We start from the raw sequence: 12,083 nt of genomic DNA on the forward strand, positions 1-12,083 counted from the left end.
CTAGAGACTAGAGGTATTGGAGATCACAGATGTTGTCGATCGGCGACTTGTCCAAGCGTACCGGCGTCAAAGTACCGACGATCCGCTATTACGAGCAGATGGGACTGATCTCGGAACCCGACCGCAGCGAAGGCAATCAGCGCCGCTATACCAAAACCGATCTGGAGCGCCTGGCCTTCATCCGCCATGGCCGCGACCTCGGTCTGACGATCGACGCCATCAAGGAACTGATCTCGCTCAGCCAGCACCCGGATCGCCCCTGCGTCGGCGCCGACCGCATCGCCAAGGAACATCTGGATGACGTGCGCATCAAGATCGCGCAGCTGAAGCGGCTGGAGCATGAGCTGGAGCGCATCGTCTCGCACTGCGACGGCCACAGTATCGAAGACTGCTATGTGATCCGGGCATTGTCGGATCATGGGCTATGCGACGGAGAGCATTGAGGCCCCCATTGACAAATGCGCTGAACCGGACCATTGATGCGCTCATGATCACGCACGCGCTCCATAATTGCTCGTATTTTTGGCTGTACCTGTAAGGGGCGGCCGAGACAGATCATATTGTCAACAAGCCGCCGTCAGGCGGCTTTGTTGTATCGGCAGCGTCCTGACGGCTCATTCAAAAACAAGGACGCAAAATGCCATGCTAGACGATAGCGACATCTCACTTCTACGGCCGCCTGTTCTGACCATCCGCAATGCGCAGCCGCGCGACCTGCCGGAACTGAATGACATGATCCGGCTGCTGGCCGCCCATCACGGCGATCCTTCCGGCACAACGCCCGAGCAGCTCGAACGCGATCTGTTCGGCCCGGTCCCCTGGATCACAGCGCTGGTCGCCGAAGGCGAAGATGGGTTGCTCGGCTACGCCATCCTCGTGCCGCTCTACAAGGCGCAGGAAGGGCAGCGGGGCATGGATCTGCATCATCTCTTCGTGCGTGATGGCCATCGCAGCCATGGCATCGGGCAGCATCTCGTCGACCGCGCCCGCGATATCGCGCGCAAGGCCGGCTGCACCTACCTTTCGGTTGGCGCCGCGACAGGCAACTTCAAGGCTCACCGCTTCTACGAGCACATGGATTTCAAGCCGCGTCCGGTCACCGGTATGCGTTACCTGCAGGCACTGGCCTGATGCCGGCCTTTGACGGGATCGCCATCAGACGCCCGATGTCAGCGATCGATGGCGATCCCGCGGCCGGCAAAGAACCTATCGAACGTCTCCAGCGGCATCTCGACATTCTCGCGTGTCGCATCGATGTGACCGGAAGGATTGTGGAAGCGGATCATATCTCCGTCGATGGCCGTGACCAGCACGAGATGGCCGCCCTTGGCCGGCGGCTCGGTCTCCGGCCAGCGAATGGAATGATGTACTGACGCGATAAAAAATTCCGATTGCGTGAGGATATCGGCAATCTCCGCAATGGAAATGCCGGTGACGACCCTGGCATTCAGATCGAAGCGATCGCGGACGAAGGGAATGAAGGGCGCATAGATCAGCCCCCTGATCCGGCCATCCGGCTCCTCGACATAGCCGCCGTAATCCCTGCATCCCATGGCCAGATCCATGATCGGAACCGTTTTGCCGGTGCGGGCGGCAAGCACCATCTTCAGGCAGGCCATGCCGCAGAGATTGGCAGCCCAATGAGCATATTCCTCGATATCGCGAGCGCCGGAAGACGCCCAGAGCGGGTCCTTCAGCAAGGCGGACCGCGCGCCCTCGGCCACGACAGCCAGCGTCATGTCAGCCGTTTCCCACTGGCTGAAATAAGGAACCCTTTGCGCCACCCTTGCGTCCACGACCACCCTCTCCCGTTGCCGAATCCCGTGGCATAAGCTTTATCGGAAATGCGCTGGAAAAATGGCTGCATCCGCCAAGCGCCGGGCGCTTCGTGGACAATTTCCAGCCTATTTCGCCGGCAGCGCCTTCAGATAAGCCGCGATCGCCTCGCGGTCGGTTGCCGGCAAGTGGGCGATGTTCTGCTGGACTTCGGCCATCGAGCCGCCAGCTGAATCGTAGTTCGGGGTGAAGCCGGTTTCGAGATAGTTGGCGATGTCGCCGGCGCTCCAGCTGCCGATCGCCTTTGAACCTGGCCTGATATCCGGGATCTGGCCCTTTCCTTCCGGATTGGGCGCTCCGGCCAGCCATTGACCGCTCAGGAAGCCGCCGAGGCTATCGCGCGGCGTGTGGCATTCGCCGCAATGGCCCGGCCCTTCCACCAGATACTGCCCGCGCTTAATCTTGTCGTCAGCATTGACGAGGACGACGCGCGGCTGGTCGTTGAGATAGAGAAATTTCCAGGCACCAAGCGCCAGCCGGATGTTGAAGGGAAAGGGCAGTTCGTGCGGCGGAGCGATATTGCTGCTCTTCGGCAGCGTCTTCAGGAAGGCCCAGAGATCGTTGATGTCCTTATCGCTCATGCGGCTATAGGAGCCGTATGGGAAGGACGGATAGAGATGTTCGCCTTGTCTGCCGACGCCGCGTTTCATGGCATTGCCGAAATCTGCGAGCGTCCAGCTGCCGAGCCCTGCCTTCTCGTCCGGCGTGATATTCGGCACATGGAAGGTGCCGAAGGGGCTCTTGAGCCCCAGGCCACCCGAAAGCACGAGCTTGGCTTCCCCTTGAGCGCCTGGCGCGGCATGACAGCTGGTGCAGCCGCCGGTCCAGAACACCATCTCGCCATTCTTGACATCGGGATCGCCGAGATTGGCCCAATGGCTTGCCGGCAAGGACGTCGGCGCGGTGACGACATAGAACGCGCCGCAGCCGAGGATGATCACACCGAAAAGGCAAAGCAGCCACCGGACAAACCGCGCCATCACCACTACCCCCAAGCTCTAGCTCTAAAGCCATGAAGCTCCGCACCGCCAGCAAAACCGGTGCGGAGGCCAAAACCGATTTTCAGGCGAGGCCGACCTACCGCTCAGTCTTTCTTGATGCGGTAGGCCTGATGACAGGCGCCGCAGCTGCCACCGAGGGTCTTCAATGTTGCGCCGACGCCGGCCTTGTCATCCGGGAGCTGGGCGAGCGCCGTCTCGGCATCGGTGGAGAGCTTCGCAGCCTTGGACTTGAAGTCATCGAAGTTCTCCCAGATCTTTGGATTGACCTCGGCATCGCTCTTGTCGCTCTGCGGATTGAACTGGTTCGGGAACGCCTTGGCGGTTTCGGCGATCGTCGCCAGTGACGCCTTGACGATATCGGCGTCATAAGGTTTGTCGCCCTTTGCAATCGCTCCGAGAGCTCCGGTGGCGCCACCGATCTTCTTCATCAATCCGATGCGGGAGTCATGCGTGCCATCGGCCGCCACGACTGAACCCAGGGCGATACCGGCCAAGGCCGTTGCCGCCACAATCGCTTTCCACTTCATTTCCTTCTCCTACGTCTTCCTGATGATCAAGACCGCATGCGCGGCCAGCGCATGTTTACGGCTGACATGTTTGCCGGTTTCCTTTCCCGCAATGAAGTCACAAAGTGGTGAGAGACAAGTGAAATCAGTGTCATGCTATCGACACATTCATTCGCGGCTTCAGCTCTCACGCCAATTTGAGGCCCATACAGACCGTAAACACCGAAACCGCGACGAGCAGCAGCCCTGCCGAACGGCCCGCAAAAGCGGTTGCCCGCGGATTGGCAACCAGCAGGTTGCGGCTGCGCCCGGCAGTGATGGCTAGGCCTCCATAAACGGCAAACTGCGTTGCTATGGTCATGGCTCCCATGATGGTGGCCTGTATCCATACCGGGCCGTATTCCGGCTTCAGAAACTGCGGATACACGGCAAAGATGAAGAGATAGGCCTTCGGATTGATCAGGCAAGTGACCGCTCCCTGGCGAAAGGCTTTCCAGGTGGAGCGGCTGGCGGCGGGGCCATCATGACCGACGGTGATGGAACTGCGCATCAGCGTGTAGCCGATGAAGGCCATATAGGCGCCCCCGGCAATCAGCAGCGGATTGAAGAGAACAGGCACGAAATGCATCAGCAGACCGATGCCGACAGCGCCGTTCAGCGAGTGCACCACACCGCCGAGCATGATGCCGCCCGTCGCAGCAAGGCCGCGATTGCTGCCGCCGGTCAGGGAATTGGCGAGCACGAACAGCATGTCCATGCCCGGCACGATGATGATGCCTAAGAGAAGGAGAAAGAAAAGCCAGAGATTTTCTGCGTAACCCATGTCAGTTGCCTATCGCTCTCTCCATGGAAGCAGGAGAGGAAATGATTGATTTTCAAGTGAATAGGCGATCATATAAATCGAGCCAACTGACGGGGTGTTGTCAGTAGCCTTCGTCATTAAGGAAATAAAATGCGCAAGGCGTCGCGCCTGTTCGAGATCATCCAGATCCTGCGGCTGGCCAAAAGGCCGGTGACGGCGGCCGATATTGCCGGCCAGCTGGAGGTGACCGTGCGCTCGGTCTATCGCGACATCGCAGCGCTTCAGGCGATGCGGGTGCCGATCGAAGGCGAGCGCGGCATCGGCTATATATTGCGGCCCGGCTTCGACCTGCCGCCGCTGATGTTCTCGATCGAGGAAATGGAGGCGATCGTGCTGTCGCTGGCGCTGTTGGAGCGCACCGGCGACTCCGAACTGAAGCAAGCGGCCAAGCGCGTGAGCGCCAAGATCGCCGGCGCCGTGCCGCCACCGCTGCGCCAGACCCTCGATGCCAATGCGCTGCATGCCTGGGGTTTTGCTGCGCCTTCTGCCTCGGCGATCGACCTGGCATTGGTTCGCCGTGCCATCCGCGACGAGGAAAAACTCGATCTTGCCTATCGCGACGAACTCGGCCGGGCCACCGAGCGCCTCATCCGGCCGATCGCGCTGATCTATTACGCCGAAACAGCCAACATCGTCGCCTGGTGCGAGTTGCGCCAGGCCATCCGCAATTTCCGCAGCGACCGGATCGAGGACTGCCAGCCAACCGGCCTCTGGTTCAAGGGCGAAGGCGACCGTCTGCGGCAGATTTGGGTGAATGGCTGGCAAACGAACACCTCGGCCGCGACCGGCTGAGGTGTTGCGAGACGTCCAGGATGTGACCGGGCTTTATAGAATCATTCCGCCGCCGCCTGCGCCTCAGAAAGAGACGTTACCAAGATACGGATGGCGATCGAACGCGTATCAGCGCAGCGCCAAGGTCCTGCTGGTCTCGCGGCCGAATCCCGTAACCTCAATCCGATCCCTATAGACCGAGACGATCGCATAGGCAGTGGTGTCGTCGGTATCGACCATGCCCATGAAGTTGACGAAATAGGTTCCGTCGGACACCCCGAAATTGCCGGCGTGATTGTGGCCGTTGAGATAGGCGACGACGTGATCGTGCTCGGCCAGCAGCGCCAAAATCCGGTCGCTGTTCAAGGCATTGTGCGGATTATCCGGGAAGATCGGATAATGGTTCAGGAGAATGACCTTCTCGCCGGACGCTTTTGCCTCCCGCAGCTTCGCGGCGAGCCAGTCATATTGCGCATCGCCGATGGCCCCGTTCCAGCGATGGCCATTGAGCGCGCCGGCGCGCTCCAGCGCCTTCATCAGGTCCTTCGCCTCCTGCCGGCGCGGATCGCCTTCCGGCGGGGCGAAAACGCTGATCTCATTGCCGTCGAGCGCGATGAAGCGATAGCCGGAATGGACGAAATCATAATAGGCTGACGGCATGCCCACATGTGCTGCCACCGTGCCGAGATGTTCGGATGCCACAGCGAAATCGTGGTTGCCGAGCAGGAAATGCTTGCGATGACGCAGCGCCTCATAGGCGGGCAAGACGGTATCAAAACTCTTCCATTCGCGATCGATGATGTCGCCGAGCGTGACGACGAAGGCGAGATCGTGCCGGTTGAATTCGTCTATCGCCGCGCGAAGCTTGATGAGGCTGTTCGCCGGATAACGATTGAGAGCCAGATTGGGCTCGAGATCGGCATATTGCGGATCGGCGATGACACCGAAGCGGAAGAGCGGTGTGGACGTCATTCGGCCTCCTTGGACGGCTTCCTTGCGCCGGCGAGGCGGCACGCGGATACATCAATGACGGCCGGCGGATAAGAAAACACCCGACGCCAGTAAGGCGCCGGGTGCGAAAGCCAGCCTTTACGGCAAACCTTACTTCGTCGCGGCTTCGTAGCGCTCCAGGACGTAGTCCCAGTTGATCAGGCTGTCGATGAAGGCTTCGAGATACTTCGGACGCAGGTTGCGATAGTCGATGTAGTAGGAGTGTTCCCAGACGTCGACGCCGAGGATCGGGTCTGCACCATGAACGAGCGGGTTTTCGCCGTTCGGGGTCTTGGAGATTTCGAGCTTGCCGTTCTTGACGGAAACCCATGCCCAGCCCGAACCGAACTGCGTGGCACCGGCAGCGGCGAAATCGGCCTTGAACTTGTCATAGCCGCCGAGATCGGAATTGAAGGCTGCTTCGAGCTTGCCCGGCAGCTTGTTGCCGCCGCCGCCCTTCTTCATCCACTTCCAGAAATGGATGTGGTTGTAGTGCTGGGCAGCATTGTTGAAGAGGCCTGCATTGGTGCCGAAGGACTTCTTCACGACTTCTTCGAGCGACAGATCGGCAAGGCCAGCTTCGGCAGCGAGCTTGTTGCCATTGTCGACATAGGCCTTGTGGTGCTTGTCGTGGTGATATTCAAGCGTCTCGCGCGACATGAACGGCGAAAGGGCGTCGTAATCGTAGGGAAGTGCAGGCAATTCGAAAGCCATGGTCATATCTCCTCTTGGCAGAAAATTGCGGTCGGCAGGTGACCGGAACATAGGAGCGGTCGCCAGGAAGAGCAACCGGCGTCATGCCAAAAAAGTTGCAGACACGAGCAAAAATTGCCCTATTTTTCAAACATGTATAGCCTAGACATAGAAGTTTATCCCACAGAATACGACGACGCATGGCTTCATGGCCGAACGCGGTTCCCAAACATCGACAAAGCAAGCCGCTGCGACTAGGTTCACGGTCCTTCTGCCATGCCGAGGAATGCCCGTGACGATAGCTTGCCTGCACACCGCCGAAAGCAATATTGCCGTCTATGAGGCGACGGCGAAGGCGCTCGGGCTGCCTGATGGCATGCTCCGTCATCATGTCCGCGCCGATCTTCTTCTCGCCGCCGAAAAGGTGGGGCGACTGACGGATGAGATATCAGCAGAAACGGCTGCGCTCCTACGGCATCTGGCTGAGGATGCCGATGCCGTCGTGCTTAACTGCTCGACGCTCGGCCCGGCTACGACGGCTGTAAACGCTGGCGCGGCGGCACCGATCATCAGAGCGGATGCCACGCTTGCCGAGGAGGCCGTCAAGGCCGGCGGCAGGGTCATCGTTCTCTGCACGGTCGAAACGACCATAGTTCCGACCACAGCGCTTTTTGAGGCCGCAGCCAAAGCGACGGGCGCTGAGATCAAGGTCCGGCTGGTTCCGGGCGCATGGGCGCACTTCCGAGCGGGCGATCTGCCAGCCTATCTTGCCTCCATTGCCGATGCGGTGACGGCGGCCCATGGCGAGGGTCCTGTTACGATCGCTTTCGCACAGGCGTCCATGACCGACGCTGCACGCCTTCTTCCGGAAAGCTATCCGCAACCGATGAGCGGCCCGGCGACTGCGCTTGCAGCGGCGATGACGAAGATCGCGGGCTGACCCGCTACAAATGCCGTCCGAAATAGACATTCACCTCGGCGATCCGGTCGCCGGCAAAGCGGATCAGTTCGACATTGCGGAAGCTGCCGCCATCCATTTTCTCGGCGCGATAGCCGACGATCACGTCATTGCCATCGGCTACAAGATGTTCGATGTGAATGTCGCGGAAGGCTTTCTCCTTCGGCCAGCATTGCTCGAAATACTGTTCCCGGTTGATATGATCGTCGCGCGGGCTGGAAAAGGTGAAATCCCTGGTCAGCATCGGATCAACGAACTCGGGATGTTGCGCCACATAGGCGGCAAAGAGACGTTTGACCGTGTCGAAGCGAGCATTTTCGAGAGAGTTCATATTGTGCCTCCTCCTTTGCAATGGACGATTTTCGGCTGCCTCACTGCAAACTGATTGCGAAATGCAATCAGTTAATAACATAAGACAGGCGAACCAACAAAGCGCTTTGCGGGCTTGGCATCGTCGTGCGTGTGGTCCAAACTTCAGGATACCCCCATATCAGCAGGAAGCCATCGTCGTGTCCGAGGCTCATCACCACATATTGGAAAAGTTGCGCCGGCTGGCGGCAAAGGATAATCGCCCTACAGCCGCTCCGAACGGCGCCGGCAGCTATTCCACGCTTTTCACCTTCGTGACGCGGGAACGCGAGCGCATTGCCGGCTCGGCCTTTTCACAGGTCTCAATCGTCGCCATCCTCGAAGGTTCCAAAGAAATCGTCAGCATGGGGCGGCAGCGGCACTTTGCGGCCGGTACGGTGATCGTGCTGCCGGCCGGCTGGAGCGGCGATGTCGTCAACGATCCCGACCCGCAGACCGGCGTCTATCGGGCGATCTTCATCACCTTTCCCCAGGAGTTGACGCGCCGGGCGGCAAAGGCGTTTCCGCCCGCCCAGATCGCTTCGCAGGCGGAGTTGCCGCTCGATCCATTGCTGGCAGCGGCCATCAGCCATGCCGGTGAAGGCATTGCCGGCGGCAACATGCCGATCCCTTTGATCGAACACAGGCTTCTCGAAATCCTCATGGTGCTCGGCATGCGCGGCGCCCTGCCCGGCTCGCCTGAGACAACCGCCGAGGCGGTGCGGGCGCTGGTGCGCTGGCAGCCAGACCGCCCCTGGACGGCCGATCTCATCGCCTCCGAACTCGGCACAAGCAACGCGACCCTGCGACGGCGGCTTTCGCGCGAAGGCGCTTCCCTGCGGGATGTGCTGGCAAGCGAGCGCGTGGCGCTGGCAACGACCCTTCTTGCCGAAGACGGGCTGTCGCTGCGCGAAGCCGCCCTTGCCACCGGCTATCGCTCCCCCCGCCGCTTCGCCGATCGACTTCGCAGCGCGTGAGCGTTTCCGACCGCATTTTGAGCGTTTTCGTACGCCGGCGCTCGGCACGAATTTGTTAAACCCTGCCCTCGAAGGCTGACAGCAGCCGCAACAAGAAAGGGCAACATCATGAAAACCATGCTCAAAGTTCTGAACGCCATCATCATCGCGACAGCCGTCGCCACGCCGGCCCTATCGGCCGATCTCAAGGTGACGTTCGCAAAGAGCGACGGCCGGATGCTGCTGCCGGAAAACGCCTCCTGCATTTCGACAGGGTCCGACAAGTCTGCGCCCGGACCCAACAAGAGCTTGGCCGTGTCATGGTCGAAAGGGCCGAAGGGAACGCGCTCCTATGCGCTGACGATGGTCGACCCCGACGTTCCCACGGATTTCTCGCTGTTCAATAAGGCCGACAAGACCATTCCGAAAGACTTCAAGCGGATGGAATTCGTCCATTGGGTGCTGGCCGATATTCCTGCGGCGCGCACCAGCCTTGCCGAAGGCACGGATGGAAACAGTTCGTCATCCGGCGGCCTGCCGCTTGAGCGCACGGCCTATGGACGACGCGGCCAGAACGGCGCCGGCAGCGGCAACTTGAAGGACGGACCGCATGGCGGTTATATGGGCGCCTGCCCGCCCTGGAATGACGAGCGCGTCCATAGCTACCACGTCACCGTCTATGCGCTCGACGTCGACCAGCTGAAGCTTCCCGACCTCTTCACCCGCGCCGACCTGCTCGCCGCCGCGAAGGGTCACATCCTGGCATCGGGCAGCGAGGAACTGTTCTACACATTGAATACCAAGGCCGAGAAATGACCGAGACACGATGGGATGCGGCCGCACCGGCCGAGCCGGAAACCGCTCATTGGATGCGGAACCTGATCATCTGCCTCGTCGGATCGTTCACGACGATCGTGGCGATGACGCTGCTGCTTCCCTTCCTGCCCCTCTATGTCGAGGAGCTCGGCGTCAGCGACAAAGCCGCGATCGTGCAATGGTCAGGCATTGCCTATGGCGCCACCTTCTTTGCCGCCGCCTTCGTCGCGCCGCTCTGGGGGCGGCTCGGCGATATCTACGGCCGCAAGCTGATGCTGGTGCGCGCCAGCCTCGGCATGACGCTCGCTATTTCGCTGATGGGTATGGCCGGCAATATCTGGCAGCTGGTGGCGCTGCGCCTCTTCACCGGCCTTGCTGGCGGCTATGCCTCTGGATCGATGGTGCTGGTGGCGGCGCAGACGCCCAAGCATCGCTCGGCCTGGGCGCTGGGCACGTTGTCCGCAGGCATCATGGCAGGAAATCTCGTGGGACCGTTGATCGGCGGCGCGCTGCCGCCGCTGATCGGCATCCGCGGCACCTTCCTGCTGGCCGGCGGCGTGATCTTCTTCACCTTCCTTGCGACGACCTTCCTCATCAAGGAGGAGAAATCGACGGCAAGGAAAAAGGCCGCGAAGGCGAGCGGCAGCTGGGCCTCCATTCCGAACAAGCGTCCGGTCATCGCCATGCTGTCGCTCGGCCTGTTGCTGATGCTGGCCAACATGTCAATCGAGCCGATCATAACGGTTTATGTCGCACAGTTCGTCAGCGACGCACAGGTGACGATGGTCTCTGGCGTCGTCATGGCCGCTGCGGCGCTCGGCAGCATCCTGTCGGCCTCCTGGCTCGGCAAGCTGGCCGACCGCATAGGCCACTGGAGCGTGATCATGGCAGCTCTTGGCGTCGCGGCGCTGCTGTTGATACCGCAGGCCTTCGTGACCTCGGCCTGGCAGTTGATTGCCCTGCGCTTCCTGATGGGTGTGGCGCTCGGCGGGCTTCTGCCCTGCATCACCGCCGTCATCCGGCACAACGTTCCCGATGCGGCCACCGGCAGCATCCTCGGCCTTTCCATCTCTTCACAATATGTCGGTCAGGTGGCAGGTCCCGTCATCGGCGGCTTCGTCGGCGGCCATATCGGCATGCGCGCTGTGTTCCTCGGCACCTGCGTGCTGCTGGCGATCGGCGCCGTCTACTGCTGGTGGGTCAGCCTCAGGACAGAGGCGAAGTAGTCTCGTCAGCGAAAATCGCTAGCCGTCAGGATATAGAGGCGCCGCCGGGCATAGCCGTAGGCTTTCACCGCCACCTTCTGGATCGAGTCACGTCCGGCATCGAAGGCTGCAAGATAGCCTGCCTCGGTATTCGAGCCCGGGAAGACATCCGCATCGACGAGAAACGAAACCTCGAACATGCCGTCATGGCCGGTGAATCGGATACGCTTTGCCGAGGCATCGTAACTGCGGCTGCGGTTGGGAAAGCTCAGGCCCATCGTCGACTACCTCGTAACAACATGGACCGGCGGCCTCATGAAGGCCGGCGGTTTTAACGGCTTCCAATGTCACCAAGTCAATCCGAACAGCGCCGAGTAGATGACAAATCCAATCGCGGCGGCGACACAGAGCTGCAAGAACAGCTTGTAATAGTCGAAAAGATAGACAGAAGCAGGAAGAGAGATTTTCATGGCGGCCTCCTTAATGGTTGTGCCGACCAAATTCATAGTAGCATAAAAGCTGTCTTCGCGCCGTTTAATTTGGATTGGCCGCGCGGTTAGATATTATTGCCTGGGATCTTCACTTCTATCTCGATAGCCTTGGAGAACAACAGTGCTTCCGACCTTTGAAACCGGCCGCCTGATCCTGCGCCCGCGCACCATGGCCGACATCGAAGATTGCTTTGCCATGGATCGTGATCCGGAGGTGACGAAATTCATTCCGGGGCCGTGGAACGATCCGAAGGCGCACCGGCTATTCCTGACGAGGCGCATCGAGGCCGACTTTGGTAATGGCCTCGGCTATTGGTCTGTTTTCGCCAAGGAAAATCCGAAGCAATTTCTCGGCTGGATACTGTTGATCCCTGATGATGCGGTCGGGCCAGAAATCGAGATCGGCTGGCGCCTGAACAGATTCAGCTGGGGCAAAGGTTACACAACGGAAGCGGCAAGACCGGTTCTTGCTCATGCTTTTGCCACGCTCGGCCTCGACTGCGTTATCGCCGACATAGCACCCGGCAACATCGCCTCCATACGCGTTGCCGAAAAGCTCGGTCTGTCGCCGACGCGCGAGACAAATTATCTCGGCCAGCCCTTTGCGTCCTATCAAATAACCAGGGGCGCTTTCGAAGCAGAATAGGTGT

At 60.2% G+C, this 12,083-nt stretch carries 17 protein-coding genes; 8 read left to right on the plus strand and 9 right to left on the minus strand.

Annotation, left to right across the window (positions count from 1 at the left end; genetic code table 11):
* Positions 1-29: 29 nt before the first annotated feature.
* A complete protein-coding gene (locus QD409_RS11450) occupies positions 30-443 on the plus strand; it encodes a MerR family transcriptional regulator (protein ID WP_092845817.1) in 414 nt (137 codons plus the stop codon).
* Positions 444-642: 199 nt separating this feature from the next.
* Entirely contained in the window at positions 643-1,131 is a 489-nt protein-coding gene (locus QD409_RS11455; protein WP_092845819.1) for a GNAT family N-acetyltransferase, read from the plus strand.
* Positions 1,132-1,169: 38 nt separating this feature from the next.
* Here QD409_RS11455 and QD409_RS11460 read toward each other — a convergent pair whose 3' ends face one another.
* The 4 genes from QD409_RS11460 to QD409_RS11475 form a co-directional block, all read right to left on the minus strand.
* Positions 1,170-1,796 (minus strand): C39 family peptidase, encoded by a 627-nt coding sequence (locus QD409_RS11460; RefSeq protein ID WP_430762778.1) that lies wholly within the window; start codon positions 1,794-1,796, stop codon positions 1,170-1,172.
* A gap of 108 nt (positions 1,797-1,904) precedes the next feature.
* The gene (locus QD409_RS11465) at positions 1,905-2,819 is read right to left on the minus strand and encodes a cytochrome c (protein ID WP_092846018.1); all 915 of its coding nucleotides are present in this window, start codon (positions 2,817-2,819) and stop codon (positions 1,905-1,907) included.
* Between the two features lie 101 nt (positions 2,820-2,920).
* On the minus strand, positions 2,921-3,364 hold the full coding sequence (locus QD409_RS11470) for a c-type cytochrome (RefSeq protein WP_092845823.1): 444 nt from the start codon (positions 3,362-3,364) through the stop codon (positions 2,921-2,923).
* Positions 3,365-3,530: 166 nt separating this feature from the next.
* Positions 3,531-4,166, minus strand: a complete 636-nt coding sequence (locus QD409_RS11475; RefSeq protein ID WP_092845825.1) for a LysE family translocator — start codon at positions 4,164-4,166, stop codon at positions 3,531-3,533.
* A gap of 129 nt (positions 4,167-4,295) precedes the next feature.
* Here QD409_RS11475 and QD409_RS11480 point away from each other — a divergent pair, with 129 nt between their 5' ends.
* Positions 4,296-4,997, plus strand: coding sequence for a helix-turn-helix transcriptional regulator (locus QD409_RS11480; RefSeq protein WP_092845827.1), 702 nt, complete (start codon positions 4,296-4,298; stop codon positions 4,995-4,997).
* A gap of 108 nt (positions 4,998-5,105) precedes the next feature.
* Here QD409_RS11480 and QD409_RS11485 read toward each other — a convergent pair whose 3' ends face one another.
* Positions 5,106-5,948 carry a metallophosphoesterase gene (locus tag QD409_RS11485; protein ID WP_092845829.1) on the minus strand — a complete coding sequence of 281 codons (843 nt, stop codon included), beginning with the start codon at positions 5,946-5,948 and terminating at the stop codon, positions 5,106-5,108.
* 129 nt (positions 5,949-6,077) lie between these two features.
* On the minus strand, positions 6,078-6,680 hold the full coding sequence (locus QD409_RS11490; protein ID WP_092845831.1) for a superoxide dismutase: 603 nt from the start codon (positions 6,678-6,680) through the stop codon (positions 6,078-6,080).
* Positions 6,681-6,951: 271 nt separating this feature from the next.
* Between QD409_RS11490 and QD409_RS11495 the strand changes: the two genes are divergently transcribed.
* Positions 6,952-7,599, plus strand: a complete 648-nt coding sequence (locus QD409_RS11495; protein WP_092845833.1) for an Asp/Glu racemase — start codon at positions 6,952-6,954, stop codon at positions 7,597-7,599.
* A gap of 4 nt (positions 7,600-7,603) precedes the next feature.
* On the opposite strand, the gene QD409_RS11500 is transcribed toward QD409_RS11495, so the two are convergent.
* Positions 7,604-7,948: a nuclear transport factor 2 family protein gene (locus QD409_RS11500; RefSeq protein WP_092845835.1), complete on the minus strand. Its 345-nt coding sequence runs from the start codon at positions 7,946-7,948 to the stop codon at positions 7,604-7,606.
* Between the two features lie 178 nt (positions 7,949-8,126).
* Here QD409_RS11500 and QD409_RS11505 point away from each other — a divergent pair, with 178 nt between their 5' ends.
* From QD409_RS11505 to QD409_RS11515, 3 genes are all read left to right on the plus strand, one after another.
* Positions 8,127-8,942 carry a helix-turn-helix domain-containing protein gene (locus tag QD409_RS11505; protein WP_092845837.1) on the plus strand — a complete coding sequence of 272 codons (816 nt, stop codon included), beginning with the start codon at positions 8,127-8,129 and terminating at the stop codon, positions 8,940-8,942.
* 108 nt (positions 8,943-9,050) lie between these two features.
* Positions 9,051-9,737, plus strand: a complete 687-nt coding sequence (locus tag QD409_RS11510; protein ID WP_092845839.1) for a YbhB/YbcL family Raf kinase inhibitor-like protein — start codon at positions 9,051-9,053, stop codon at positions 9,735-9,737.
* Positions 9,734-10,963: an MFS transporter gene (locus tag QD409_RS11515; protein WP_092845841.1), complete on the plus strand. Its 1,230-nt coding sequence runs from the start codon at positions 9,734-9,736 to the stop codon at positions 10,961-10,963. Before QD409_RS11510 ends, QD409_RS11515 begins: the two co-directional genes overlap by 4 nt.
* A 5-nt stretch (positions 10,964-10,968) precedes the next feature.
* On the opposite strand, the gene QD409_RS11520 is transcribed toward QD409_RS11515, so the two are convergent.
* A complete protein-coding gene (locus QD409_RS11520; RefSeq protein WP_092845843.1) occupies positions 10,969-11,220 on the minus strand; it encodes a DUF1488 domain-containing protein in 252 nt (83 codons plus the stop codon).
* A gap of 69 nt (positions 11,221-11,289) precedes the next feature.
* Entirely contained in the window at positions 11,290-11,412 is a 123-nt protein-coding gene (locus QD409_RS11525) for a hypothetical protein (RefSeq protein ID WP_280949814.1), read from the minus strand.
* 142 nt (positions 11,413-11,554) lie between these two features.
* Between QD409_RS11525 and QD409_RS11530 the strand changes: the two genes are divergently transcribed.
* Positions 11,555-12,079 carry a GNAT family N-acetyltransferase gene (locus tag QD409_RS11530; RefSeq protein ID WP_430762779.1) on the plus strand — a complete coding sequence of 175 codons (525 nt, stop codon included), beginning with the start codon at positions 11,555-11,557 and terminating at the stop codon, positions 12,077-12,079.
* Positions 12,080-12,083: the final 4 nt, after the last annotated feature.

It is taken from the genome of Rhizobium sp. BR 315 (assembly GCF_050577975.1).
Classification (GTDB): domain Bacteria; phylum Pseudomonadota; class Alphaproteobacteria; order Rhizobiales; family Rhizobiaceae; genus Rhizobium; species Rhizobium miluonense.

What these genes read in the sequence shown, in the direction of transcription:
- QD409_RS11450 (WP_092845817.1), top strand. Translation starts at nt 30, where the DNA reads ATGTTGTCGATCGGCGACTTGTCCAAGCGTACCGGCGTCAAAGTACCG.
- QD409_RS11455 (WP_092845819.1), top strand. Translation starts at nt 643, where the DNA reads ATGCTAGACGATAGCGACATCTCACTTCTACGGCCGCCTGTTCTGACC.
- QD409_RS11470 (WP_092845823.1), bottom strand. Translation starts at nt 3,364, where the DNA reads ATGAAGTGGAAAGCGATTGTGGCGGCAACGGCCTTGGCCGGTATCGCC.
- QD409_RS11475 (WP_092845825.1), bottom strand. Translation starts at nt 4,166, where the DNA reads ATGGGTTACGCAGAAAATCTCTGGCTTTTCTTTCTCCTTCTCTTAGGC.
- QD409_RS11480 (WP_092845827.1), top strand. Translation starts at nt 4,296, where the DNA reads ATGCGCAAGGCGTCGCGCCTGTTCGAGATCATCCAGATCCTGCGGCTG.
- QD409_RS11485 (WP_092845829.1), bottom strand. Translation starts at nt 5,948, where the DNA reads ATGACGTCCACACCGCTCTTCCGCTTCGGTGTCATCGCCGATCCGCAA.
- QD409_RS11490 (WP_092845831.1), bottom strand. Translation starts at nt 6,680, where the DNA reads ATGGCTTTCGAATTGCCTGCACTTCCCTACGATTACGACGCCCTTTCG.
- QD409_RS11500 (WP_092845835.1), bottom strand. Translation starts at nt 7,948, where the DNA reads ATGAACTCTCTCGAAAATGCTCGCTTCGACACGGTCAAACGTCTCTTT.
- QD409_RS11510 (WP_092845839.1), top strand. Translation starts at nt 9,051, where the DNA reads ATGAAAACCATGCTCAAAGTTCTGAACGCCATCATCATCGCGACAGCC.
- QD409_RS11515 (WP_092845841.1), top strand. Translation starts at nt 9,734, where the DNA reads ATGACCGAGACACGATGGGATGCGGCCGCACCGGCCGAGCCGGAAACC.
- QD409_RS11520 (WP_092845843.1), bottom strand. Translation starts at nt 11,220, where the DNA reads ATGGGCCTGAGCTTTCCCAACCGCAGCCGCAGTTACGATGCCTCGGCA.
- QD409_RS11525 (WP_280949814.1), bottom strand. Translation starts at nt 11,412, where the DNA reads ATGAAAATCTCTCTTCCTGCTTCTGTCTATCTTTTCGACTATTACAAG.